The sequence below is a fragment of the Kitasatospora albolonga genome (genome assembly GCF_039535905.1).
Taxonomy (GTDB): domain Bacteria; phylum Actinomycetota; class Actinomycetes; order Streptomycetales; family Streptomycetaceae; genus Kitasatospora; species Kitasatospora albolonga.
In genome coordinates, this window is the sequence record NZ_BAAAYB010000063.1 from 12,793 (window position 1) to 36,617 (window position 23,825).

The 23,825-nt window shown below is 74.1% G+C and carries 18 protein-coding genes and 1 pseudogene; 9 read left to right on the plus strand and 10 right to left on the minus strand.

Annotation, left to right across the window (positions count from 1 at the left end):
- From ABD946_RS15775 to ABD946_RS15785, 3 genes and pseudogenes are all read right to left on the minus strand, one after another.
- Complete coding sequence (locus ABD946_RS15775; protein ID WP_345284015.1) at window positions 1-480, minus strand: WapI family immunity protein; 480 nt, start codon at window positions 478-480, stop codon at window positions 1-3.
- A 17-nt stretch (window positions 481-497) separates the two neighbouring features.
- Window positions 498-2,315 (minus strand): ABC transporter ATP-binding protein, encoded by a 1,818-nt coding sequence (locus ABD946_RS15780; RefSeq protein ID WP_345284017.1) that lies wholly within the window; start codon window positions 2,313-2,315, stop codon window positions 498-500.
- A pseudogene (locus ABD946_RS15785) lies at window positions 2,312-4,031 on the minus strand (ABC transporter ATP-binding protein). Before ABD946_RS15785 ends, ABD946_RS15780 begins: the two are co-directional and overlap by 4 nt.
- 131 nt (window positions 4,032-4,162) lie before the next feature.
- On the opposite strand from ABD946_RS15785, the gene ABD946_RS15790 reads away from it, so the two are divergent.
- The 4 genes from ABD946_RS15790 to ABD946_RS15805 are packed head-to-tail and all read left to right on the plus strand — an operon-like array spanning window position 4,163 to window position 7,543.
- Window positions 4,163-5,170, plus strand: a complete 1,008-nt coding sequence (locus ABD946_RS15790) for a FecCD family ABC transporter permease (RefSeq protein ID WP_345284019.1) — start codon at window positions 4,163-4,165, stop codon at window positions 5,168-5,170.
- Complete coding sequence (locus tag ABD946_RS15795) at window positions 5,167-6,255, plus strand: FecCD family ABC transporter permease (protein ID WP_345284021.1); 1,089 nt, start codon at window positions 5,167-5,169, stop codon at window positions 6,253-6,255. The genes ABD946_RS15790 and ABD946_RS15795 overlap by 4 nt, the downstream gene beginning before the upstream one ends.
- On the plus strand, window positions 6,252-7,136 hold the full coding sequence (locus tag ABD946_RS15800) for an ABC transporter ATP-binding protein (RefSeq protein WP_345284023.1): 885 nt from the start codon (window positions 6,252-6,254) through the stop codon (window positions 7,134-7,136). Before ABD946_RS15795 ends, ABD946_RS15800 begins: the two co-directional genes overlap by 4 nt.
- Complete coding sequence (locus ABD946_RS15805) at window positions 7,133-7,543, plus strand: MarR family winged helix-turn-helix transcriptional regulator (RefSeq protein WP_345284025.1); 411 nt, start codon at window positions 7,133-7,135, stop codon at window positions 7,541-7,543. The genes ABD946_RS15800 and ABD946_RS15805 overlap by 4 nt, the downstream gene beginning before the upstream one ends.
- 13 nt (window positions 7,544-7,556) lie before the next feature.
- On the opposite strand, the gene ABD946_RS15810 is transcribed toward ABD946_RS15805, so the two are convergent.
- From ABD946_RS15810 to ABD946_RS15825, 4 genes are all read right to left on the minus strand, one after another.
- Complete coding sequence (locus tag ABD946_RS15810) at window positions 7,557-8,771, minus strand: beta-ketoacyl-[acyl-carrier-protein] synthase family protein (RefSeq protein WP_345284027.1); 1,215 nt, start codon at window positions 8,769-8,771, stop codon at window positions 7,557-7,559.
- Window positions 8,772-8,976: 205 nt separating this feature from the next.
- Window positions 8,977-9,501, minus strand: a complete 525-nt coding sequence (locus tag ABD946_RS15815; RefSeq protein WP_345284029.1) for a hypothetical protein — start codon at window positions 9,499-9,501, stop codon at window positions 8,977-8,979.
- A 48-nt stretch (window positions 9,502-9,549) separates the two neighbouring features.
- Complete coding sequence (locus ABD946_RS15820; protein ID WP_345284031.1) at window positions 9,550-9,900, minus strand: hypothetical protein; 351 nt, start codon at window positions 9,898-9,900, stop codon at window positions 9,550-9,552.
- A gap of 15 nt (window positions 9,901-9,915) precedes the next feature.
- Complete coding sequence (locus ABD946_RS15825) at window positions 9,916-10,437, minus strand: hypothetical protein (protein ID WP_345284032.1); 522 nt, start codon at window positions 10,435-10,437, stop codon at window positions 9,916-9,918.
- A gap of 422 nt (window positions 10,438-10,859) precedes the next feature.
- Between ABD946_RS15825 and ABD946_RS15830 the strand changes: the two genes are divergently transcribed.
- A complete protein-coding gene (locus ABD946_RS15830; protein WP_345284034.1) occupies window positions 10,860-11,198 on the plus strand; it encodes a hypothetical protein in 339 nt (112 codons plus the stop codon).
- A 248-nt stretch (window positions 11,199-11,446) separates the two neighbouring features.
- Here ABD946_RS15830 and ABD946_RS15835 read toward each other — a convergent pair whose 3' ends face one another.
- On the minus strand, window positions 11,447-11,755 hold the full coding sequence (locus tag ABD946_RS15835) for a hypothetical protein (protein WP_345284035.1): 309 nt from the start codon (window positions 11,753-11,755) through the stop codon (window positions 11,447-11,449).
- 32 nt (window positions 11,756-11,787) lie between these two features.
- Window positions 11,788-14,319, minus strand: a complete 2,532-nt coding sequence (locus ABD946_RS15840) for a tetratricopeptide repeat protein (RefSeq protein WP_345284037.1) — start codon at window positions 14,317-14,319, stop codon at window positions 11,788-11,790.
- Window positions 14,320-14,617: 298 nt separating this feature from the next.
- On the opposite strand from ABD946_RS15840, the gene argB reads away from it, so the two are divergent.
- The 3 genes from argB (at window position 14,618) to ABD946_RS15855 (ending at window position 20,184) form a co-directional block, all read left to right on the plus strand.
- Window positions 14,618-15,469: an acetylglutamate kinase gene (argB, locus tag ABD946_RS15845; RefSeq protein ID WP_345284038.1), complete on the plus strand. Its 852-nt coding sequence runs from the start codon at window positions 14,618-14,620 to the stop codon at window positions 15,467-15,469.
- 261 nt (window positions 15,470-15,730) lie between these two features.
- Window positions 15,731-19,168 (plus strand): non-ribosomal peptide synthetase, encoded by a 3,438-nt coding sequence (locus tag ABD946_RS15850; RefSeq protein WP_345284040.1) that lies wholly within the window; start codon window positions 15,731-15,733, stop codon window positions 19,166-19,168.
- 392 nt (window positions 19,169-19,560) lie between these two features.
- Window positions 19,561-20,184, plus strand: coding sequence for a cytochrome P450 (locus ABD946_RS15855; RefSeq protein WP_345284056.1), 624 nt, complete (start codon window positions 19,561-19,563; stop codon window positions 20,182-20,184).
- Window positions 20,185-20,203: 19 nt separating this feature from the next.
- Here ABD946_RS15855 and ABD946_RS15860 read toward each other — a convergent pair whose 3' ends face one another.
- Window positions 20,204-22,993 (minus strand): AfsR/SARP family transcriptional regulator, encoded by a 2,790-nt coding sequence (locus tag ABD946_RS15860; protein ID WP_345284041.1) that lies wholly within the window; start codon window positions 22,991-22,993, stop codon window positions 20,204-20,206.
- Window positions 22,994-23,154: 161 nt separating this feature from the next.
- Between ABD946_RS15860 and ABD946_RS15865 the strand changes: the two genes are divergently transcribed.
- Window positions 23,155-23,772, plus strand: a complete 618-nt coding sequence (locus ABD946_RS15865) for a peptidoglycan-binding domain-containing protein (RefSeq protein WP_345284043.1) — start codon at window positions 23,155-23,157, stop codon at window positions 23,770-23,772.
- Window positions 23,773-23,825 lie beyond the last annotated feature (53 nt).

Sequence of the window (23,825 nt, forward strand, 5' to 3'; positions counted from 1 at the left end):
TCAGCGGCCGGGGAAGGGCAGGAGCTCGCGCTCCCACTCCCCGGCCGCCGTCATCAGCCCGTCCTCGGTGAGGTCGAAGCACACGTCATAGGGCACCCGGTGGCCGTCGGCGTCCCGGCTCCAGGGCGGGGCGGCCTCCAGGTGCACGGTGAGGCGGACGGTCACGGTGCCGGCGGTGCGGGCGGCCACGCTGAAGGAGAGCACCGGTTCGAGGAACTCCAGCCGAGGGGACCACTCGTCGTCGCGGTTGCGGTGGGCGACGGGGATCCGCCCGTCGGCGGCCGCGCGCAGCCAGCCGGTCAGCTCCTCGGCCTCGTCCGTCAGGAGCGCGGGGTCCTCGAAGGACCAGCCGCCGGCCGGGTCGGTGACCCGGCCGGCGACGACCAGCCAGTTGTCGTCGTAGTACTCCCCGCTGGTGGCCCCGAACTGGTAGCGCACGGGCCGCAGGTCGAGGCTCGTCCCGCCGCTCGTCAGTCGCATACGGGCATCATGGCACGTCAGGCGGGCCGTTCGGCCGGGGTGCGTTCGGCGGACCAGGCGGACCAGAGGGCGGCGTACGGGCCATCGGCCTGGACGAGGTCGGCGTGGGTGCCGGTCTCGACCACCCGGCCGCCGTCGAGGACGACGACGCGGTCGGCGGTGGCGGCCTGGGTGAGGCGGTGGGCGACCGTGAGGGCGGTGCGGCCGGCCAGGGCGGCGTCGGCGGCGGCCTCCAGCTCGCGGGCGCCCGCGCTGCCCGCGTCGGCGGTGGCCTCGTCGAGGACGGCGATCGGGGGGTCGGTGAGGACCAGCCGGGCCAGGGCGAGGTGCTGGGCCTGAGCGGTCGTCAGGCGGTGGCCGCCGTCGCCGACCACGGTGGCGAGGCCCTCGGGGAGGGCGTCGACCCAGGTCAGGGCGCCGACGGCCGCGAGCGCGGTGCGCAGCTCGGCGTCGGTCGCGCGGGGCCGGGCCAGGCGCAGGTCGTCGGCGAGCGGGCCGGCGAAGACGTGCACCTCCTGGCTGATCAGGGCGACGGCGCCGCGCACCCCGGCCGGGCCGAGCTCCGCGAGCTCGGCGCCGCCGAGCCGGATGCTGCCGGAGGAGGCCCGGTGCACCCCGGCCACCAGCTTGGCGAGGGTGGTCTTGCCCGCCCCGCTGGCCCCGACCAGAGCGACCCGTTCGCCGTCACTGACCGTCAGGGAGACCTCGTGCAGCACCGGGTGCCCGTCGCGGTAGGCGTGGTGGAGGGCCGTGACGGCGACGGAGGCGTCGGCGGGCCCGGGGGCGTCGGCGGGCTCCGGCTCGGTGGGGAGAGCGGCGAGCCCGACCAGCCGGGCCAGGGCGGCGCCCGCCGACTGGGCGTCGTCGACCAGCACCAGGGCGGCGTTGATCGGGTTGAAGAGACCGTGGAAGTACAGGGCGGCGGCGGTGGCCGTGCCCAGGCTCACCTCCTCGGCGTCCACCAGCAGGAACCCCGCCACCAGCACCGAGGCCAGCCCGATGAACTCGGCCAGGTTCAGCCGGGAGAAGAAGCCGGTGACCAGCCGGGTGCCGCGCATCCAGAGCTGCACGGAGTCGTCCGAACGCTTCTCCACCAAGCCCACCTGGTGCTCCGTCAGCCGCAGTGCCCGCACGGTGCGGACCCCGCCGACACCGTCCAGCAGCTGCTGCTGGAGCGCCCCGGCGGCGGCCCGCTGGGCCGCGTAGACCGGGACGGCCCTCGGCAGGTACCAGCGCATGGTCAGCCAGTGCACGGGCGCGGCGGCCAGCACGGCGAGGGCGAAGCGCCAGTCCAGCAGGGCCAGTGCCACCAGGGTGAGCACGATGGCGAGCACCGAGCGGGCGAACTCGGGCAGCGCCTGGCGCACCGTGCGCGCCACCAGGGCGACGTCCCCGGTGACCCGGGAGGTCAGGTCGCCCACCCCGGCCCGCTCCACCCGCTCCAGCGGCAGACGCAGCGCCCGCTCGACGAACTCCTCGCGCACGGTGGCGAGCACGCCCTCGCCCAGCCGGGCCACCAGGGCGCTGCCGTACGCGATGGCCGCGCCGCGCCCGAGCGCGACGGCCACCAGCAGGACCAGCGGCAGGGTGAGCGAGCCGGTGCCGGCCTTCGCCCTCACCAGGTCGACCAGGCGGCCGAGCAGCGGGGCCGTGAGCAGACCGACGGCGGTGCCGAGCACCAGCACGGTCAGCGCCCCCGCGGTCAGGGCGCGCTGACGGAGCACCAGGCGCCGCAGCACGGCCCAGGTCTCGGCGCCGCCCGCGACCGGCAGCAGTTCGCGGTCGGCGGGTGCGTGGGTCGGGGTCACGGTCGGGTCCTCCGCGGTGGTCGTCATGCCAGCACCAGGGTGCGGTAGGCGGGGTCGGCGGTGAGGGTCTGGTGGGTGCCGTCGGCGGTGACGGCGCCGTCGGTGAGGACCACCACCCGGTCGGCGCGGGCGAGCAGGGCCGGGCTGGTGGTGACCAGCACGGTGGTGCGGCCGTGGCGCAGCGCGCGCAGCCGCTCGGCGATCCGGGACTCCGTGACGGAGTCCACGGCGGTGGTCGGGTCGTGCAGGACGAGTACGGCCGGTGAGGCGGCCAACGCCCGTGCCAGGGCGACGCGTTGCCGCTGGCCGCCGGAGAGCGAACGGCCGCCCTCGCTGACCTCGGTGTCCAGCCCGGCGGGCAGGGCGGCGGCCACCTCGTCGGCGGCGGATGCGGCGAGCACGGCCCCGGTCAGCTCGCCGTCGGGCGAGCCGAGGAGGTTCTCCCGCAGGGTGCCCGCGAAGAGCACGGCGTCGTGGTGGGCGACCAGGACGGAGCGGCGCAGCTCGGCCGGGTCGAGGGCGGTCAGGCTGGTGCCGTCCAACTCGACCGTTCCGGCGGCCGGGTCGGCCTCGCGGCCGAGGCAGCGCAGCAGGTCGGCCGCGGCCGCCGGATCGTCCGTGACCACGCCGAGCAGCTCGCCGGGCGCGACCTCCAGGTCAAGCCCGCGCAGGGCGCCGTAGCCGACGCCGCTCAGCCGCAGCCCGCCGGGGCCGGGGCCGGCGGACCAGGGCCCGGAGCCGGGCGTGGCCGCGTGCGGTGCGCGGTGGTGCGGCACCGCGGGCGGGGCGGCCAGCACCTCGGCGATCCGCCCGGCCGAGGCCCGGCCCTGGGCGAACTCGCCGTTGGCCCAGGTGAGCACCTGGAACGGGCCGAGCAGGAACTGCGCCAGACCGACCGCGGCGATCAGCTCGCCGACGCTGACCCGTCCGTCCATCGCCAGCACCGCGCCGACCAGGGCGATCAGCACGATGAAGAGCCCGGTCAGCGCCTGGAGCCCCCCGTCGTGCGCGGCCCGGCTGCGGGCGGCCCGCAGCGCCGCGGCGAGCGAGTCCTGACTCACGGTCCGGTACCGGGCCACCGCCGCCGCCTCGGCGCCGATGCCCTTGAGCACCCGCAGGCCGGTGACCAGGTCGGCGGCGATGCCACCGGCGCGGGCGGCGCGGTCCTGCTCCACGCCGCTGCGCCGCTCCAGCGGGCGGCTGATGCGGTGGCCGAGCCAGAGCAGCGGCGGTATGCCGAGGAGCACCAGCAGGCCGAGCGGCACCGAGATCCGCAGCAGCAGCGCGGCGCTGACGCCCAGTCCGGCCAGCGCGGCGACGCCGAACGGCAGCACGGTGGCCACCACTCCGACCCGCTTGGCGTCGCCGGTGGCGATGCCGGCCAGCGCACCGGGCAGGTGCCCGGCCTCGGCGCCGCCGTACGGGTCCAGCACCCGGGTGGTGAGGGCCAGGCGCAGCCGGTGGGCGGCCTGCTCGCTGGCGCGCTCCGCCAGTCTGGCGCCCGTGCGGTAGCAGGTGGAGAGGAGCAGGAAGAGCACGGCGAGCAGGGCCAGCCAGCGCAGCAGCGCGGGGACGGAGCCGGTGGCCACGGCCCGGTCGATCACCGCGCCCATCACCACCGGCACCAGCGCCTCGCAGTGTCTGGTGTCCCATGCCGAGCAGCGCCGCGCCGGTCAGCAGGCGGCGTTGGCCGCGGAGCGCGCCGCGCAGGACGGCGCCTCCGCTCGGTCCTGCTGTGGCCATGGACGTCCTTTCGGGTGATCTTGCGATGGTGGCCCAACGTCCGCTGTGACCAGTGGTTCTGACGGTGCGTCAGGTGTTGGTTCGAGTGTTGACCTCTACCGAGGAGACAGGTTAGCCTTACCTAACTATGAATGTCGAACCGTCGGCGGCCCTGCGGCGCACTCTCGGCTGGCCCTGGCCGCCGGGTGCTCCTGCTGCTCTGCCTGCTCAGTCTCTGGATCGGCACCCGGGACGTCCCGGTCAGCACGACCTGGCGGGTGCTCTGGCACCCCGACGGCTCGAACGCCGCCACCGTCGTCCACGACTACCGCATCCCGCGCACCCTGCTCGCCCTCCTGGTCGGCAGCGCGCTCGGCACCGCCGGCGCCCTGATGCAGGCCCTCACCCGCAACCCGCTGGCCGACCCGGGCCTGCTCGGCGTCAGCCTCGGCGCCGCCACCGGCGTCGTGGTCGCGATCGGCTTCCTCGGCGTCTCCAGCGTGCTGGGCTACGTCTGGTTCGCCCTGCTCGGCGCCGCCGTGGCCACCCTCGCCGTGTACCTGCTCGGCGCGGCGGGCCGCGGCCAAGCCACCCCCGAACGGCTGGTGGTGGCCGGAGCGGCGCTCACCGCCGTGCTGTTCGCCTTCGACTCCGCCGTCCTGCTGCTCGACCCCGAGGTCTTCGACGAGTTCCGGTTCTGGACCGTCGGTTCGCTCGCCGGGCGCCGCTACGACGTCCTGCTGGCCGTGCTGCCCTTCGTCCTGACGGGCGGTCTGATCGCCGTCGCCCTGGCCCGGGCCCTGAACGCGCTCGGCCTCGGGGACCAGGTCGGCCGCGGCCTGGGCGTCGCCGTCGGCCGCACCCGCGCCCTCGGCGGCCTCGCCGTCCTGCTGCTGTGCGGCGCCGCCACCGCGGCCGCCGGGCCGATCGCCTTCCTCGGCCTCGCCGTCCCGCACGTGGCCCGCTTCCTGGTCGGCCCGGACCAGCGCTGGGTACTGGCCTACTCCGCCGTGCTCGCCCCGCTGCTGCTGCTCGCCGCGGACGTGGCCGGGCGGGTGGCCGGGGCGCCCGGCGAGATCCAGGTCGGCATCGTCACCGCCGTGCTCGGCGGCCCGCTCTTCCTCGCCCTGTGCCGCCGCCGCAGGCTGGTGCTCCTGTGAGCGCCCGTCAGACCGCCGTGCAGGCACGGGCAGTGGGCCGCCCGGCGATCGGCCATCCGGTGCTGCGCCATGGACGGTGGTCGGTCCGGGTGGTGCCCCGGACGGTCGCCGTCTGTGCCGGCCTCGCGGCCCTGCTGCTCGGCGTCTGCCTGCTCTCCCTGGCCGTGGGCGAGGTGCACCTGACGCCGCGTGAGGTCTACGGCGCACTCACCGGCGAGCCCGGCGCCGCCGACTTCGTCGTCAACACCCTGCGCCTGCCCCGCCTGTTGCTCGCCCTACTGGTCGGCGCAGCCCTGGCGGTCAGCGGAGCCGTCCTCCAGGGTCTGACCGGCAACCCGCTCGGCAGCCCCGACGTCATCGGCCTCACCAACGGTGCCGCCACCGGCGCCCTGCTGGTCATCGTGGTCCGGCACGGCAGCCTCACCGAGACCGCCCTCGGCGCCCTCGCGGGCGGCCTGGCCACCGCCTTGCTGGTCCAACTCCTCGCCTCGGGGCGGGGGTTGCCGGGCTTCCGTCTGGTGGTGATCGGCATCGGCACCAGCGCCATCCTGCTGTCCGTCAACTCCTACCTGATCACCCGCGCCAGCCTGGAGGACGCGCTGGCCGCCCAGAGCTGGCTGATCGGCAGCCTCAACAGCCGCACCTGGCCCCAGGTCACCGCCCTCGCCATCGGCGTCGCGATCCTGCTGCCGCCCACCCTCTGGTACGGCCGCCGGCTCGGCATGCTCGCCCTCGGCGAGGACACCGCCCGGGCGCTCGGCATGCGCACCGGCCCCACCCGGGCCGTCCTGCTGCTGCTCGGCGTCGCCCTGGCCGCCGTCGGCACCGCCGTCACCGGCCCGATCTGGTTCGTCGCGCTGGCCGCCCCGCAGCTCGCCCGCCGACTGGTCGGCGGCCGCGGCGGTACCGGCGGGGGCCTGGTGCCCGCCGCCCTCAGCGGAGCCCTGCTGCTGGCCGCGAGCGACTTCGCGGTCCAGCGGGTCTTCGCCCCCGCCCCCATGCCGGTCGGCATCGCCACCGGCACGCTGGGCGGCCTCTACCTCTGTCTCCTGCTGATCGGCGAAACCCGAAAGAGCGGCACATGACCGTCACCTCCACCACCCTTCCCACGGCCTCCACCGTCCCTGCCGTGCACGACGGCTCCCGGCTGCGGGCCGAGGACCTCACCCTGGCCTACGACCAACGCACGGTCGCGAGTTCACTGACCGTCAGCATCCCGGACCGCTCCTTCACCGTGATCCTCGGCCCGAACGCGTGCGGCAAGTCCACCCTGCTCAAGGCCCTGGCCCGGCTCATCAAGCCCACCGGCGGCACGGTCCTGCTCGACGGCGCCTCGATCGCCACCTACCGGACCCGCGAGGTGGCCCGCCGGCTGGGCCTGCTCCCGCAGTCCGCCAACGCGCCCAGCGGCATCTCGGTCTCCGAGCTGGTGGCCCGGGGGCGCTACCCGCACCAGGGCTTCCTGCGCCAGTGGTCCGCCGAGGACGAGGGCGCCGTCACCGAGGCGATGCGCCGCACCGGCGTCCTCGACCTCGCCGACCGGCCGGTCGACGATCTCTCCGGCGGGCAGCGCCAACGCGTCTGGCTGGCCATGGTGCTGGCCCAGCAGACCGACATCCTGCTGCTGGACGAGCCGACCACCTACCTGGACATCTCGCACCAGTTCGAGGTCCTCGACCTCTGCGCCGAACTCCACGAGGAGCGCGGCCACACCGTGGTCGCCGTCCTCCACGACCTCAACCAGGCCGCCCGCTACGCCACCCACCTGGTGGTGCTCGGCCCCGACGGCGCGGTCGCGGCGGAGGGGGCCCCGGCCGAGGTGCTCACCGCCGAGCTGGTCGAGCGGGTCTTCGGCCTGCGCTGCCGGGTGGTCCCCGACCCGGAGACCGGTACACCGATGGTGGTCCGCGCCGCCCGCAAGCCCGCTGCCGCCGTTGTTACCGATCACCAGGACCCGGACCGATGACGACCCGACTGCTCGGCCTCACCACCTCCCTGATATCCGCCGCCGGCCGCAACGCCCGCGCCAGCCTGGCCGCCCGGGTCGCCGAACGCGGCCTGCGCCTGTGGCACGTCGCCGTCCTGGAGGCCCTCGCGGGCGGCTCCCTCTCCAAGGGAGAGCTCGCCGCCCGCCTCGACATCAACCCCAGCGACATCGTCAAGGTGGTCGACGACCTGATGGCCGCCGACTGCGCCGTCTGCACCCGCTCGCTGCGCGACCGCCGCCGGGTCGAGGTCTCCCTCACCCCGGCGGGCGAGTCGCTGCTGGCCGAGCTCACCGCCGAGCTCGTGGCGGTGGAGGACACCGTGCTGGCCCCGCTCAGCTGCGCCGAACGGGAGCAACTGGCGGGCCTGCTGGAGCGGTTGGCGTAGCGTCAGGCCGCCGTCACGGGGTGAGTACCAGGCTGACGTTGTGGCCGCCGAAGCCGAAGGCGTTGGCGAGGGCGGCGGTCTGGACGCCCTCGCGGGGCTTGCCGGTGACGATGTCCAGGGGGATCTCGGGGTCGGGGTCGCTGAGGTTGACGGTGGGCGGGGTGATGGCGTCCCGGAGCGAGAGGACCGTGGCCACGGCACCCAACGCGCCTGCCGCGCCGAAGAGGTGACCGGTCATCGACTTCACGGCCGTGACGGCGGGGTGGGTGCCGATCGCGGTGGCGATCGAGCGGGCCTCGGTGAGGTCGCCGAGCTGGGTGGAGGTGGCGTGCGCCTGGACGAGCGTGATGTCGGTGGGGGCGAGGCCCGCCTCGGCGACCGCCCGGCGGATGGCCCGGGCCTGGCCGTCGGTGTGGCCGGCGGTGATGTGGTGGGCGTCGGAGGTCACGGCGGCCCCCGCCAGGCGGGCGTGCCGCCGCGCGGCCCGGGCGGCGGCGAACGAGGCCCGCTCCAGCACCACCACGGCTGCGCCCTCCCCGATCACGAAGCCCTCCCGGCCGAGGTCGAACGGCCGTGAGGCCAGGGCCGGTTCGTCGTTGCGGGTGGAGTGCGCCCGGGCCGAGTGGAAGCCCGCGAGGGGCAGCGGGTGGATGCAGGCCTCGGCCCCGCCGGCCACCACCACGTCGGCCCGGCCGAGACGGATCAGGTCCAGCCCGAGGGCGATGGCCTCGGCCCCGGAGGCGCAGGCGGAGACGGGCGTGTGCGCTCCGGCCCGGGCGCCCAGCTCCAGACTCACCCAGGCGGCCGGGCCGTTGGCCATCAGCATCGGCACGGTGTGCGGCGACACCTTCCGCACACCGCTCGCGTGCAGCACGTCGTGCTGCCCGAGCAGGGTCAGCGCCCCGCCGGTCCCCGTGCCGATCACCACCGCGAGCCGCTCCGGATCCACCTCCGGCGACCCGGCGTCGGCCCACGCCTCCCGCGCGGCGATCAGCGCGATCTGCTCGCACCGGTCCAAGCGCCGGGCCTGCACCCGGTCCATCACGGTGGACGGCTCCACCGCCAGCTTTCCGGCGATCCGCACCGGGAAGCCCTCGGCCCACTCCTCCTCGATGGCCGAGATCCCCGACTGTCCGGCCAGCATCGCGGCCCAGGTGGTCGGCACGTCCCCACCGAGGGGTGTGGTGGCGCCGAGGCCGGTGACGATGACGTCTTCGAAGGCGGTCATGGCAAGGCTCCTTCTGTGGGGACGACACAGGCCGGAGGGAGAGTGCCTCCCCGGCCGAATGCCACTCTGCCAAGCCGCAGTTCATCCCTTGGTGTTCTTCCCTACCGCGTCCTGTGCTGACGGTTTGTAGGGTTCCGACGTTTGTCCGTGTCGTTCGCCGAAAGGTCATCAGGCCGTCGGACGAAGGCTCTGGTCGGCGTCGGACTCAGGTGGTGATCAGCGGCTCGTAGGCCGTGCCCTCCGGGGTGAACACCAGGACGTAGTCCGCTCCCGGGCCGGCGGCGACCTCGCGCAGGCGGCTCAGGGCGGCCACGTCGGTCGGGAGGGTGAGGCCGAGCGCGGCGGCGGCACGGTCCCGGCGCTCCACGAAGTCCGGCATGTCCTCCAGGTACTCTGCGGCGCGCTCGGCGCTCTCCTCGGCGGTGAACTCGGGGCAGTCGCGCCACCACGGCGCGACGAGCAGCAGCCGCAGCAGCTCCGGCAGCCCGATCGCGAGCAGGGCCGCCTGGCCCTCGGAGTCGGCGTAGAGCACCGGACGCTCCTCACCGCCGTCGCCGCAGAAGAAGTACGTGCCCCCGGCGCCGTCCGCCGCGAAGCCCTCCAACGCCGCCCCGGACGCCAGGTGCACCGGCTCGACGTGGTCACCGTGGTCCAGGTCGAAGTCACCCGGCCAGGAAAGGAGTTCGGCGATGTCGTCGTTCTCGCGGATGACGGTGATCAGTGATCGCATGCCCGGCACTGTAGTGGCCGTCACCGACGGCCGGACGGCGATGCCGTGTCAGGGACGGTCGTTGGCGGCGAGCAGGTGGCGGAGCCGTCGGATCTCGGCGATCAGACGGGGTACGTCCTGCCGGGCGTCGGCAATGAACTGGGCGTTCTGGTCCCAGAGTCCGTCGGTCACATCGAGGTAGCGGGGCTGCTGGACGAGCGTGGCGGCGATGATCTCCTGGTGGTCGAAGTCGGGCCACCGTTCGCCGAGACCGGTGTCGGGGACGGTGCTGATGGCGACCAGGCTCATGGCGTGGGCGTCGTCGAGTTGGCGGACGTGCCACGGGCCCGGGGTCGCGGCGTTCGCCAGTTCCTCGATCTCGGCGAGCTCTGCATCGGAGATCGGCTGATGGGTGTTCATCGGGATTCGGGCTCCTCACTCGTAGACGCGGGCCGCGCCGACCTGCCATGCGACGGAAGCCCAACTGACCGGTTCGAGCGGCGGGACGTCCGGGAACCTCGCGGGCCTGCCCAGGGTGGCGTCGAGCCAGGATTCCCAGGAATCCAGGAACTGGGCCGCTGATCCGCTCGCCCAGCCGCTGCCGTCACCGGCCCAGAGTCCCCGGGCGCTCCTGTCGCGCGTCCAGTCCCGCGCGCGTGCGTAGTCGGAGGCGAGGGCCAACAGCAGGACCCGCAGTTCTCCTGACGACGTGACGGGTGGCTCTTCCCCGAGGGGTGCGGGTTCGGCGACCCCGGCTGACGGGGCGTCGACGGCACGGAGCACCTGGTCGGCCAGGCCCGGCCAGCCGGGCTCCGGAGCCTGCTCGGGAAGGAGGCCGGCCCAGCGGAGCAGCAGGTCGTCGATCTCCGGGGCAGCGGCACCGAGGCCGTCGAACCGTGCGACGAGGCCGCGCAGCAGCGCACGGAAGTCCTCGCCGTTTTCCACCTCGTTGGTCACCGCGCGAGACTAGGACGCCGGGGAGGAGCCCGTCGACCGGATATCGGGCCGGTCGGATCGCCTTTGGCGGGCCTGTGGTCAGGGCCGAGGGGAGCCAATACGCGAGGCTCTCGACCGTCTTGGCCAGGGCGATGCGGGCGAGGACCGTCAGTTCGCGACGTCACCGCTGGTTGAACCGTCGGTCTGCTCGGTGGTTGTCCTGTTCCACCTGATCTGGTCCATGCTGGGTGCGCTGACCTGCGGCGACCAGACCGATGGGGACGGCAGTAGGGGTTGAAATTCCAATGGATCTGGTTCGGCAGGTCCGTTCGGTGGTGTTCGTCCCGGTTGATCTGGTCTGCGTCGGGTGTTCCGTGGTCTCGGGCCGCTGGACTGCGGGCCGTGGTGTAAGGGGCCAGGTGTGATCGGGATACCGTTCCGCCGTGACCCTTGAAGCACTGCGCGGCCACTTCTACTGGTTGACGTCGGTTGTCATTCGGACCGATCTGCAGCCGAGCGAGGCCATCATCGAGCTCAGTTCGGAGAGTGCTCGTGCGACCCTGCACCTTGTGGGTGTCCTGCATGCGAGAGCTGACTTCTCTGGCCCCGATTGCGACTTCGTGGACGAAGTCGTCGTGCGGGAGCTGCCCCGGCAGGGCCCGTGGCCAGCCGAGGCCCGCCATCTGCTTCAGCACCACAACAACCGCTGTGCGCTCCAGTGGTTGACCATCACTGGTCCGAGCGAGGTGGAGATCCTCGCTGAGGAGTTCACGGCTGACTAGGTGTTCCGTCGGTGCCTGGATTGACCAGACTGGTTGGTACTGCGAGCGAATCGAGCCAGATCGACTGGGACGTGGGCCAGATCGACCGGGACGGGACAGTGGTGTCCGGATGGTCGTCCCCGAGAGGTCGGTCTGGGAGGCGAGGGTCCGTTTGTAGAGGGGCAGGGCGCGATTCAGGTCCCTCGCGTGCTAGCTCTTGGACGTGCTTCAGCCGATCCGGGAACGCGACGCTTGCCGGCTTGTGCCGGTCAGATGCCGCGCTCCGGGCCGTACCTCGGTGCGGGGCGGTCATCGGGTGACATCGGGAGCGGTTCGAGCAGCCCCGGGCCGGGATGGAAGACTGCGCTGTTCGGGCCGACCATGTCCTCGCCGACCAGATAGCGGTGGAGCCACTCGGAGAAGCTCATTCGGTACTCGTACCAGGATCCGTCGTGCTCCGCCGCACAGATCCGCTGTCCCGTGCGGTCAGGCAGCGGCGCCAGGAAGACGTACTCGCCGCGGTCGGTGCTGGTGATCGGGACCAGCGACATCGCCCCGGCCGGATACACGTCATGCATGAGCAGACGGTCAGCGCCTGGGTGACGAACCGTCAGTTGACCGGAGGAGGGGAGTCGGACGGCCTTTCAGTGTGGATCAGGATGGCCGCGGTCAGGCTGTCGCGGGTCAGTACGGTGTCCGGGTGCTCCGCACCGAAGAGGCGGAACCGCACGGCGAGGGTCTGCTTGAGGAGGGTGATGGCTCGGTCGATCCTCGCGGAGCGCAAGTAGGCGACGCCGAGGTTGTGGCGGGATCTGAGGGTGTCGGGGTGCTCGTCTCCGAGGACGCGGGTTCGGTCGGCCAGGGTCGATTCGTACAGCGGGAGGCCACGGGCCGGATCGCCTGACGTCGTGTAGGCAGTGGCGAGGTTGTTCCGTGCCGTGAGGGTGTTCGGATGGCTCTCGCCCAGGACCCGGGCCATGGAGGTGACGGCCTGTTCGTAGAGGGCGACGACCTTGGCGGGTTCACCCGCAGCCTGGTAGGCGAAAGCAAGGTTGTTGCGGGAGGTGAGGGTGTCGGGGTGGTCCTCCCCGAGCACACGGGACCGGTCCGCGAGGGTCTGTTCGTAGAGCGGGAGGGCGCGGGCCTGGTCTCCCGAGGCCAGGTAGGCGTAGCCGAGGTTGTTGCGGGCGAGCATGGTGCCCGGATGGCTGTCGCCGAGGACCCGGACGCTCTCGTCGAGGTTCTGCTCGTACAACGGGACGGCGCGGGTCAGGTCACCGTCGGACTCGTAGGCGCCCGCCAGGTTGCCGCGGAAGTCCAGTGTCCTGGGATGGTCCTCCCCGAGCACTCGGCGCGTCGCGATCAGGTTCTGTTCGAAGAGGGGGATGGCCCGGGCGAGTTCCCCCCTGGACTCGTAGGCGGAGGCGAGGTTGTTGCGGTAGGTGAGGATCTCGGGGTCGTCCTCGCCGAGCACCTGGAGCCGGTTGCCGAGGGCCCGTTCGTAGAGGGGGACGGCCCGGTCGAGGTCGCCGATCGACGAGTAGGCGCCTGCCAGGTTGTTGCGGGCCTTGAACGCCATCGGATCATCGTCGCCCAGGACGCGGACGACGGTGTCGAGGGTCTGTTCGTAGAGGGGGATCGCCCGGGCGAGGTCACCGGTCGACTCGTAGGCGCGGGCGAGGTTGTTGCGGGAACCTTGCGTGTCCAGGTGGTCCTCGCCCAGCAGCCGTACGCGGATGGTGTGAGCGCGTTCCAGGTATGCGGTGGCCGGGCGGACGTCGCCCTGGTCGGCGAGGAAGAGGCCGACGGAGGCGAACAGGGCGGCCATGGCCTCGGAGTCGGCATCGGGCCGGGAGTGGCTCGCGATCGCGTCGACGTGCGGCAGCAGGGCCCGCCACGCCGGCCAGGTGGCCGGGGCCTCCGGATCTGTGGGTAGGAGGAGGCTCACGAGGACGACGGCCAGGTCACGTGCGCTCGCGATGTGCTCGGGGAGGCGGTGGGGATCGTCGGGGTCCGGCGTACGGGCGAGGGACTGGACGAGGCGGTGGACGGCGAGGGTGTCGCCGTTGACGGTGATCAGGCTGTAGGCGGCGAGGCGGCCGATGGCGCGGTGGACGGCGGGTGCGGTGTCGAGCGGGGTCAGCAGGGCGCGGGGGATGTTGGTGGAGGCGCACCAGGCGAGGAGGCTCAGGACGTCCCCGGTGAGCGGGGTGTGCTCGGTGAGGTGGTCGAGGGAGAGGCGCCAGACGCGGGCGACGGTGCGTTCGCCGTCGTGGCCCTCGGCCGCCTCTCCGTACATGAGGGCCGGGTCCTCGGCGAGCAGGTGCAGATAGGCGGCCGGGCTGATCCCGGTCTCGGCGATGTAGGCCCCGGCCTGCTCGACCGCGAGGGGCAGGTGGCCCAGCTCGGTGCAGAGTTCGGCCGCGCCGTCCAGGGCGGCGGTGCGGGTCCCCGCCGCCGTGACGATGCGCCGCAGGAGGGCGAGCGACTCCTCGGGGGAGAGGACGTCGAGGGGGACGGGGACGGCGGTGTGGTGCCAACCGGTGGCGCGGCGGCTGGTGATGAGGATCCGTCCGGTGGTGGCGCGGGCGAGCAGGGGCGCCAGGTGGGCCGGGTCGTCGACGTTGTCGAGGATCAGGAGCCAGCCGGTGTGGGTGGCGAGCCACTGGACGGCGCGCTCGGTGAGCTGCTCGGCCGGGAGGAGGGCGAGGGCCGGCTGGAGGGCGGTGGCGAGGCGGGCCAGGCCGGCGTCGAGGTTGGCGGGGTTGTCGGCGGTGATCCACCAGACGGGGTTGTCGGTGCCGGCGCGGGTGGCGGCCCAGTGGGCGGCGAGGGTGCTCTTGCCGACGCCGCCGAGTCCGTGGAGGGCCTGGACCACGGCGGTGCCCGTGCCGTCCAGCGCCGAGTCGAGCAGCGCGAGCTCGCGTTCGCGGCCGACGAAGGAGGCGTGCCGGGCGGGCAGGTGGGCGAGGTGCGGTGGGGCGTCGACCTCTGCGGGTGGGCGCAGTTCCGAGGGCGGCAGGTTGATGACGGTCGGGTTGTCGCCGGTGTAGGCGTTCCCGATGAAGGTCTGCGCCGCGATCGCGTGATCTCCGGAGGCGGTGATGCGGCCGGGGCGCGGTGGGGTGCCCGGCCGCTTCACGGGGTGCGGCCGTTCGGCCGTTCGGCTGTGGTGAGACGGCCCCGGCACGGGGCCGTGACCGCTCCGCTGGTGGCCCGCCAAGGCCGTGAACGTCCCAACTCCGCCCTCCCCACCGCCGTCCCGTCGGTGCGAGCGTACTCAGGGCGACGGCGGGCGCGGGCTGATTCCGTCTGTTCAGGGAGTGCGAACCCCGGCGACAGCAAGGCGCAGGGCGGGCGTCATCCGGCGGCGGGATAAAGGGGCCGCCCGGACGCCGTTCGGTCCCGTGCCGTGTGTCATGAACCGTAGGAGGCTGGCCGTGCCGTTGTCGCTGTCGCGCTACCAGGGCCGCGTGGTCGTGGTGAAGTTCGGTGGGAACGCCATGGTGGACGAGGAGTTGAAGGCGGCCTTCGCGCAGGACGTGGTGTTCCTGCGGGAGGCCGGGCTCTGTCCGGTGGTGGTGCACGGGGGCGGGCCGCAGATCAGCTCGCAGCTGGAGCGGCTGGGCCTGCGGTCGAGCTTCACGGCGGGGCTGCGGGTGACCACGCCGGAGACGATGGACGTGGTGCGGATGGTGCTGGCCGGCCAGGTGCAGCGGGAGCTGGTGGGGCTGCTGAACGAGTACGGGCCGTTCGCCGTGGGGCTGACGGGTGAGGACGCGCACACCATGACGGCGGTGAAGCGGTACGCGGTGGTGGGCGGGGAGCAGGTGGACATCGGGCTGGTGGGCGACGTGATGGCGATCGATCCGGGCCTGCTCTGCTCGCTCGTCGGGGACGGCCGGATCCCGGTGGTCTCCTCGATCGCGCGGGGCGCGGACGGGCAGGTCTACAACGTCAACGCGGACACCGCCGCAGCGGCCGTGGCGGTGGCGATGGGGGCCGAGCTGCTGGTGGTGCTCACGGACGTCGCCGGGCTGTACGCGGACTGGCCGCGCTCCTCCACGGTGATCGAGCGGTTGACGGCCGGTCAGCTCGCGGAGCTGCTGCCGCGTCTGAGCGCCGGGATGCTCCCCAAGATGGAGGCCTGCCTGGACGCCGTGCGCTCCGGGGTGCCGGCCGCCCGGATCATGGACGGCCGGGTGCAGCACAGCCTCCTCGACGCCTTCGCCCCCGACTGCGGCGGGACCCTGGTCCTGCCCGAGCCCGTGGCCCTCGCCGTACCGGCCTGACGGCACGTCATGATCGGTGCAGGTCAAGTGCGTTGAATGCCGAGAGGGGCCGGACCAGACGGATCGTCCTGGTGCCAGTTCGACCTTCGTGAGGGTGCACTTGGGGGAGTGTGGTTCCGCATCGCGGAACGGAACCCCTTCCCACCTGCGGTTCTGCCGCTCCACAGCAGCTCTCTGACGGTTCGTCATCTTCGGCGGCCCCGCCCTACGCTCCCGGCGTTCGGGGATCGAGGTGCGGGGCCTACCGAAGGGGCACGAGCGATGACGACGACGGCGGCGGACACGGCGGGTCCGTACAGCAGATCACTGGCCGAGCTGTTCGCGGAGCAGGTGCGCAGGAATCCGCAGGAGCTCGCGGTGGAGGGTCCGGAGCTCCGGTACACCTACGCCGAACTCGGCGCGCTGGCCGAGCGGTTCGCCCGCGGACTGGCGGCGGCCGGGATCGGGCCGGGCGCGGTGGTCGGGGTGGTGGGCCGGCGCGGGCCGGAGGCCTGTGCGGCGTTGCTCGGGGTGGCGTACGCCGGGGCGACCTACCTGCCGGTGGACGCCAAGCTGCCCGCGGAGCGGGTGCACGGCATGGTGGCGGACGCCGGCGCGGTGGCGCTGGTCCGGCTGCCCGGGGCCGGACGGCTGGCCGGGGCGGCGGTGCCGGTGCTGCGGTACCAGGAGGTGCTGACGGCCGGCCAGGAGGCGGCGGCGGACACCCCCTTGGCGCTGCCGGAGGGGCAGGCGGCCGCGGCGTACGTGATGTTCACCTCCGGGACGACCGGGCGGCCCAAGGCCGTGGCGGTGCCGCAGCGCGGGGTGGCCCGGCTCTCGGTGGCGAACGGGTTCTTCGAGCCCGGGCCCGGGGACCGGATGCTGCACGCGGCGACGCTCTCCTTCGACGCCTCGGTACTGGAGTTCTGGCCGACCCTGCTCAACGGCGCCTGCCTGGTGCCCGTCGATTCCGAAGTCCTGCTCTCGGCGCCGGAGTTGCAGCGGGTGGTGCGCGAGCGCGGAATCACCGCGCTGTTCCTCACCACCAGCATCTTCCACCGCATCGCCCAGGAGCGGCCGGAGACCTTCGCCGGGCTGCGCCACGTGCTGACCGGCGGCGAGGCGCTGCGCGCCGACGCGGCCCGGCGGGTGCTCGAACTCGGCCGCCCGCAGCGCCTGGTGAATGCCTACGGCCCCACCGAGGCGGCCTGCGTGGCGACCGCCCAGCTGATCAGCGAGGTCCCGGACGGAGCGGGCGGCGTGCCGATCGGACGCCCGATCGCCGACACCGTCTGCCACGTGCTGCGCGAGGACGGCGGCCCGGCGGCGGACGGTGAGGAGGGCGAGCTCTACATCGGCGGCCCGGGGATCGCCACCGGCTACCTGAACGATCCCCAGGAGAGCGCGAAGCGGTTCCTGGCTTTCGGCGGGACGGACGGCGGGGAACCCGAACGGCTGTACCGCAGCGGTGACTTCGTGGTGCGGCGGCCGGACGGGACGCTGGAGTACCGGGGCCGCCGCGACGACCAGGTCAAGGTGCGCGGCTTCCGGATCGAGCCCGAGGAGGTCCGCCGGGCGCTCACCGCCCACCCCGACGTCACCGACGCCGTGCTGGTCGCGGTCGAGGACGGCACCACCCGCAGTCTGGCCGCCTACGTCGCGATCCGGGCCGGAGCCGCGCCCACGGCCGCCCGGCTGCGCGCGCACCTGGCCGAGCGGCTGCCCGCCTTCATGCTCCCGGCCACCCTCACCCTGCTGGACCGGCTGCCGCTGGCCCCGAACGGCAAGGTGGACCGGGCCGCGCTGCCGGCGCCGGCCGCCCAGGCCGAACGGGAGCAGGCGGACGGCGAGTCGGTGGCCGAGACGGTGGCCCGGGTCTGGGCCGCGCTGCTGCCGGGTGCGGAGGCCGGGGCGGACGAGGAGGAGGTGGACTTCTTCGCGGCCGGGGGCAGCTCGCTGCTGGCCGTGCAGCTCGTCGCCCGGGTCCAGCAGGAGCTGGGCATCGACGACGGCCACAACTTCCAGCTGGTGACCGAGCTGCTGGGCGATCCGGTGCCGAGCGCGTTCGCCGCCGCAGTCGAGCGGGCCGTCACCGAGCAGGACGCGGGACAGGGCACGGCGCAGGGCACGGCGCAGGGCGCAGGCCACGGCACGGGCCACGGCACGGGGCACGGCACGGCGCGGGCCGGGGAAGGGGAGGGCGAAGCCGCGCGGGCGGCGGTCGACCGCTGGCGGCCGGACCTGGTGTGGGAGCGGCCGACGGTCACCACCGGCTCGCCGCACCCCGTCTGGCGCAGGCCCCAGCACGTGCTGCTCACCGGGGCCACCGGCTTCTTCGGCGCCTACCTGCTGCGCGAGCTGCTCGACCGCACCGAGGCCCAGGTCCACGTCCTGGTCCGGGCCCGCGACACCGACCACGCCCACCGGCGGTTGGCCGAGGCACAGCTGCGCTACGGCATCGACCGCCCGCTGCCCGCCGACCGCGTCCGCCCGGTGCTCGGAGACCTGGCGCTGCCCCGGCTGGGCCTGAACTCGCTGGAGTGGGACTACCACGCGGACGGCGCCGACCTGATCCTGCACAGCGGAGCCGAGGTCAACTTCCTCTACCCGTACGAGAAGCTGCGCGCCGCCAACGTCGAGGGCACCCGGGAGCTCGTCCGGCTGGCGGCCCGGCGGGCCGTGCCGCTGCACCACGTGTCCACCGCGGCGGTGGTGCACGGCATGGGCGCGGCCGGCGTGCGGGAGGTCACCGAGACCACCCCGCTCTCCCACGTCGAGCTGCTCTCGATGGGCTACACCGAGAGCAAGTGGGTGGCCGAGGAGCTGGTCCGCGGCGCGGGCCGGGCCGGGCTGCCGGTGGCGGTGCACCGCCCGTACGAGCTCTCCGGGGACACCACCTCGTACACCTGGAACAGCGCGGCCGCGCTCTGCGAGTTCTTCCGCGTGATCGCCGAGCTGGGCCTCGCCCCCGAGCTCGACCTGCCGCTCAACCTGGTGCCGATCGACTTCGCGGCCGGCGCGGTGGTGCACCTGGCGACCCGTCACCCCGCCGAGGGGCAGACCTACCACCTGACCAACCCGCGGGAGGCACTGCTCGCCGACTTCGTCGAGCGTCTGCGGGCGCACGGCCACCCCGTCCGCACCGTCGACTACCACGGGTGGGTGGACGCCCTGCTCGACCACCTCGCGGACCGGCCGGACCACCCGTTCGCGCCGTTCGCCCCGCTGTTCACCACGGAGGCCGCCGGCGGCGGGGCCACGGTCGAGGAGCTGGCCACCACCCGGTACTCGCCCCGGATGGACCGGGCCCGGATCGAACGGGACCTGGTCGGCAGCGGACTGAGCTGCCCGCCGGTGGACGCCGCCCTGCTGGACGCCTACCTCGGCTACTTCCACGCCTCCGGGTTCATCCCCGCCCCCCGGTGCCGACCCGACCGCGGTCCGGCCCGCCGACCCGACGTCGGCGCGGCTCGCCGACCTGCCCGCCGAGGAGGCCGTCCGTGTCTGAGCTCCTCCAGGCCGGTCCCGTCACCGACCTGTCCGACCCCCGGGCCTTCCTGCCCGACCCGCCCCACCGGCTCTGGCGCGAGCAGCGCCGCAGCGGACTGCTGCACCGTCAGGAGCGGCACGGGGCACCGCCCTTCCTCTCCGTCACCCGCTACCAGGACGTCGACGCCGTGCTGCGGGACGCGACCGGCTACAGCTCCGAGTGGGGCATGACCCTGGACACCTCGCTCGGCGAACGCGACCCGGCGGCCGGCCAGATGATCGAGCTCACCGACCCGCCGCACCACCAGCGGCTGCGCCGCCTGGTCAGCAGCGGGCTGACCCGCTCGGCCGCCCGCACCCTGGACGGGCTGCTCCGCGACCGGGTGCAGGGGTGGGTCGAGCAGGCGGTCCGGGACGGCGAGACCGACTTCGTCGGGGCCGTGGCCGCCCGGGTCCCCTCCGCCGGGGCCGGGATGCTGCTCGGCCTCCCGGAGCGGGAGTGGGCCACCCTGGCCGACCGGGCCAGCCGGGCCGTCTGCGGCTCGCTCGGCGAACACGACCCCGGGGCGGGCGACCTGACGGTGCGACGGCGCTCCACCGCCACCGCCAACGGCCAGCTGCTGATGCACCTGGCCGGGCTGCTGGACCACGCCGAGCTGGCCGAGGACGGCCTGATCCGGCGCCTGCTGGAGGCCGAACTGGACGGGGACCGGCTGACCCGGTCGGAGGTGCTGCTGAACTGCCTCAACCTGGCGATCGGCGGCAACGAGACCACCAAGAACACCATCGCGGCCGGGGTCGCCGCCTTCGCCGCCCACCCCGGGCAGTGGCAGTGGCTGCGGCGCCACCCGGAACACCTCGACCGGGCGATCGAGGAGGTGCTGCGCTGGACCACGCCGCCGCTGCACCTCACCCGCACGGTGGTGCGGCCCACCCGCCTGGCCGGCACCGATCTGGAGCCCGGCGAGCTGCTCTGCCTCTGGATCCCCTCCGCCAACCGCGACGAGGAGGTCTTCGAGGACCCGGACTCCTTCCGCGTCGACCGGGCGGTCAATCCGCACCTCTCGTTCACCAGCGGCAAGCACTTCTGCATGGGTGCGGCCCTGGCGCGCAGTCAACTGCGGCTGGTCTTCGAGGCCTTGCTGGCCCGGGTGGAGGGGTTCACCCTGACCGGGCCGCCGAGCCGCCGGGCCTCCAACTTCGTCGCCGCCTACGACTCCCTGCCGGTGGCCCTGACCCCGGCCTGACGGGAGGGGGAGGGGCGGACTACGGAGAGAGGGGAGCGAGGCCGGCCAGGCGGGTGGCGATCGCGGTGCGGTCCGGGTGGTCCAGCTCCTGGCAGATCGTCAGGGCCTGTTCCAGGGCCGCGCGGAGCTCCTCCGTCCGGTCGAGGGCGGCCAGGGTGTCGGCGAGGTGCACCAGGGTGTCGGCGATCTGGTAGCGCTCGCCGACCTCCTCCTGGATCTCCACGGCCCGGCGGTAGCAGCGGACCGCCTCGGCGTGGTCGGCCAGGTGGTGGTGGGCGTAGCCGAGGCTGTCCCAGGTGTTGGCCTGGGCCCGCCGGTCGCCGATCCGCTCCTGGAGGGTGAGGGCCTCCGTGCAGCGGGCCACCGCTCCGGCGTGGTCCCCGAGTTGGGAGTGGTACCAGCCGGCCGCGTTGAGGGCGTTGGCGCGTCCGACCTCGTGGCCGGCGGTGCGGTAGTGGCCCGCCGCGAGCTCGGCGAAGGCCAGCGCTTCGGGGTGGCGGTCGCCCTGCTGGTCGCACATCCAGCCGAGGTTGAGGTGCACGTGGCCGAGCCCGACCGCGTCGTCGAGGGCGTGGAAGCGGTCCCGGGCCCGCAGGTACTCGGGCTCGGCGAGGTCGAAGTGGCCGAGCCGGGTGCGGGCCCGGGCCAGGTTCATCCCGGTGACGGCCTGCCCCCGCAGGTCGCCCAGCCGGCGGTGCGCCTCCAGCGCCGCGCCCTGGACCGACACCCAGTCGTGCCAGTGGCCCTGCCGGTTGAGGTAGGTGCCGAGCGCCCAGGCCAGCTGCCCCACCGCCGTCGGCAGGCCCGCCGCCTCCGCGTACGCGGTCAGGGCGAGCAGCACCTGGTGCTCGGTGGCGAACCAGGCGAGCGGGTCCTCCACGGTCTCGGGCCGCACACCGGGCAGCGGTGCCGGCAGTACGACCGGGTCGCGGGTGGGGGCGAGCAGGCGGTCGGCGGCCTGCGCGGTCTGGACGTGGTGGTCGAGCATCCGCAGGGCGGCGGCCCGGCCCTCCTCCTCGGCGCCGGGACGCGAACCGTCGGCGCCGTCGGTGAGTTCGGCGGCGAAGGAGCGCAGCAGGTCGTGCAGCGCGTACCGGCCGGGGGCGGGGGAGAGCAGCAGGTGGGTCTCGACCAGCTCGGCGAGCTCGGCCGCCACCGGGTGGCCGGCCAGGCTCGCCGCCGCGGCGGCGCTCAGGTCCGGCCCGGGGTGCAGGCCCAGCAGGCGGAAGAGGCGGGCGGCCGAAGGGCTGAGGGCCCGGTAGGACCAGGTGAACACCGCCTGGACGTCGGTGCTCCGGTCCTCCGGCACCGCGAAGGCCCGAAGGCTTCCCGCCGTGGCCGCCAACTCCGCCGCCAGCGGGCCGAGTCCGGGCTCGGCGCGCAGGGCGGCCCGGGCCGCCAGCACCGCCAGGGCCAGCGGGAGGCCGCCGCAGTGCGCGATCACGGCGGCGGTCGCGGCCGGATCCTGGTCCAGCCGGGCGGAGCCGAGCCGGGAGGAGAGCAGCCGGCGGGCTTCCTCGGCCTCCATGAACGGGAGGAGGAGCGGATGGGCGCCCGCCCCGGCGACCAGACCGGTGAGACCGTTGCGGCTCGTCACCAGCGTGAAGCAGCGCGGGGAACCGGGGAGCAGCGGGCGGACCTGTTCGGAGTCCCGCGCGTTGTCCAGCACGATCAGCATCCGCCGCCCGGCCAGCAGGTCCCGGTAGCGGGCGGCCCGGGCCTGCAGTCCGCGGGGCATCTGCTCGGGCGGGGTGCCCAGGGCCTCCAGCAGGGCGCGGAGGGCCTCCTCCGGCGCGAGCGCGGTGCCGGACGGGCCGAAGCCGTGCAGGTCCAGGTAGAGCTGGCCGTCCGGGAAGCGCTCGGCGGCCAGGTGGGACCAGTGCACGGCGAGCGAGGTCTTGCCGATGCCCGCCGCACCGGCCACGGCGGTGATCACCACGGTGTTGCCGACCGTGCCGGCCAGCTCGTCCAGGCGGGCCAGCTCGACGGTGCAGCCGACGAAACCGGGGACGGCGCGCGGCAGCTGACGGACCGGCCGGGGGCCGGCGGCGGACGGGGTCTCCAGCGTGCGGTCCTGACGGAGCATCCGTCCGTGCAGCCGTCTCAGCTCCGGCGTGGGCTCCACCCCCAGGTCGGTGACCAGGCGCTCGTGCAGCGCGCGGTAGGCCGCCAGCGCCTCGGCCTGCCGCCCGTCCCGGTAGAGCGCGAGCAGGTGGAGGGCGTGCAGCCGCTCCTGGTACGGGTGCTCGGCTAGCAGAGCCGGGAGTGCCACCGTCAGCTCGTGGTGCCGGCCGAGCGCCAGGGCCGAAGCGGCCCACCCGGTCAGGGCCTCCAGCCGCAGCTCCGCGAGCCGCCGCCGCTCGGCGAGCACCAGCGAGGAGTCCTCCAGGTCGGCGAAGGCCTCGGTCCCGTGCCAGAGCGCCAGCGCGCCCTCCCAGCCGGCCAGCGCCGCGGCGGACCGGCCGGCCTCCTGCGCGGAGCGGGCACCGCGGACGGCGGCTTCGAAGACGAGCGAGTCCAGCTCCTCCGCAGCGGCGGCCAGGCGGTAGCGGCCGTCCTGGTGGCGGATCCGGTCGGCGTCGCCGAGCAGTCGGCGGAGCTGGTGCACGTAGACCTGGACGGCCTTGCGGGCGGTGCGCGGCGGCGGGCCGGGCCAGAGCTGATCGGTGATCAGGTCGACCGACACCGGCCGGTCGGGGCGGCTGAGCAGGACGGCCAGCAGACGGCGCTGCATCGCGGAGGAGAGTGGCTGGACCTCCCCGCCGGGGCCGAGCACGGACAACGGACCCAGGACCCTGAACCTGATCATGCTTCCCTACGCGTGGGCGAGACGGTGGTGGGTGGTCGCGGTGCGGGGAGACCGGCCGGCGGCGTGCCGATTAACCGTCAATTTACCGGCCCCGGCCAGCGTGAGGGCCATCGGAACCCGGATGCGGACGTACTCCGGGACATCGCAGCGAGAGGACCACCATGCGACGCGCACACCTCCGCGGGATCGCCGGCCGCCGGGCCGGGCGACTGGCCGCCGTGCTCGGCCTGGCCGTGCTGGGCACGGCCGGCCTGTCCGGGACCGCCTTCGCGGGCAACGGCGGCGCCGACGGAAACAGCTTCGTCGACGGCGGCGGCGCCCTCACCGACGACTGGGGCGACCACTACGGCGAGCTCGGGCACTCGCTCTGCAACGGCTGCGCCCACTCCAAGAACACCGACCTGGTGCTGATGTGGCAGGCAGTGCTGTTCGCCGACGAGCTGCTGCAGAAGTCGGACCTGGACGGCCAGTTCGGCCCGAGGACCGAGGCGGCCACCCGGAAGTGGCAGGCCCGGTACGGGGTGGGCGTCGACGGTCAGGTGGGCAACCAGACCTGGAGCCGGGCCGACGACATGCTGGAGTGGGGAACGCCCAACACGGTGCTGTACATCAACCGGTACCAGGGCACGGTCACCTTCACCCGCGGCGACTCCGGCAACCTCAACGGCGCGTACGAGCTGTTCGGCGCCGCGCCCAACGGAGCCGGCGACGCGAGCGCCGACTTCCGCAGCTCCGGTCACCGCGTCCAGTTCTACAGCAGGACCGTCACGGTGAGCTGACGCCCGCCGGGGCCGGACCGCGCCGCCCCGGGCCCGCAGGGGAGGCCCGGGGC

Excerpts from the sequence above, each read along its gene's own strand:
- ABD946_RS15775 (WP_345284015.1), bottom strand. The coding sequence starts at position 480 with ATGCGACTGACGAGCGGCGGGACGAGCCTCGACCTGCGGCCCGTGCGC.
- ABD946_RS15780 (WP_345284017.1), bottom strand. The coding sequence starts at position 2,315 with ATGACGACCACCGCGGAGGACCCGACCGTGACCCCGACCCACGCACCC.
- ABD946_RS15790 (WP_345284019.1), top strand. The coding sequence starts at position 4,163 with ATGTCGAACCGTCGGCGGCCCTGCGGCGCACTCTCGGCTGGCCCTGGC.
- ABD946_RS15800 (WP_345284023.1), top strand. The coding sequence starts at position 6,252 with ATGACCGTCACCTCCACCACCCTTCCCACGGCCTCCACCGTCCCTGCC.
- ABD946_RS15805 (WP_345284025.1), top strand. The coding sequence starts at position 7,133 with ATGACGACCCGACTGCTCGGCCTCACCACCTCCCTGATATCCGCCGCC.
- ABD946_RS15810 (WP_345284027.1), bottom strand. The coding sequence starts at position 8,771 with ATGACCGCCTTCGAAGACGTCATCGTCACCGGCCTCGGCGCCACCACA.
- ABD946_RS15815 (WP_345284029.1), bottom strand. The coding sequence starts at position 9,501 with ATGCGATCACTGATCACCGTCATCCGCGAGAACGACGACATCGCCGAA.
- ABD946_RS15820 (WP_345284031.1), bottom strand. The coding sequence starts at position 9,900 with ATGAACACCCATCAGCCGATCTCCGATGCAGAGCTCGCCGAGATCGAG.
- ABD946_RS15835 (WP_345284035.1), bottom strand. The coding sequence starts at position 11,755 with ATGCATGACGTGTATCCGGCCGGGGCGATGTCGCTGGTCCCGATCACC.
- ABD946_RS15850 (WP_345284040.1), top strand. The coding sequence starts at position 15,731 with ATGACGACGACGGCGGCGGACACGGCGGGTCCGTACAGCAGATCACTG.
- ABD946_RS15855 (WP_345284056.1), top strand. The coding sequence starts at position 19,561 with ATGCACCTGGCCGGGCTGCTGGACCACGCCGAGCTGGCCGAGGACGGC.
- ABD946_RS15860 (WP_345284041.1), bottom strand. The coding sequence starts at position 22,993 with ATGATCAGGTTCAGGGTCCTGGGTCCGTTGTCCGTGCTCGGCCCCGGC.
- ABD946_RS15865 (WP_345284043.1), top strand. The coding sequence starts at position 23,155 with ATGCGACGCGCACACCTCCGCGGGATCGCCGGCCGCCGGGCCGGGCGA.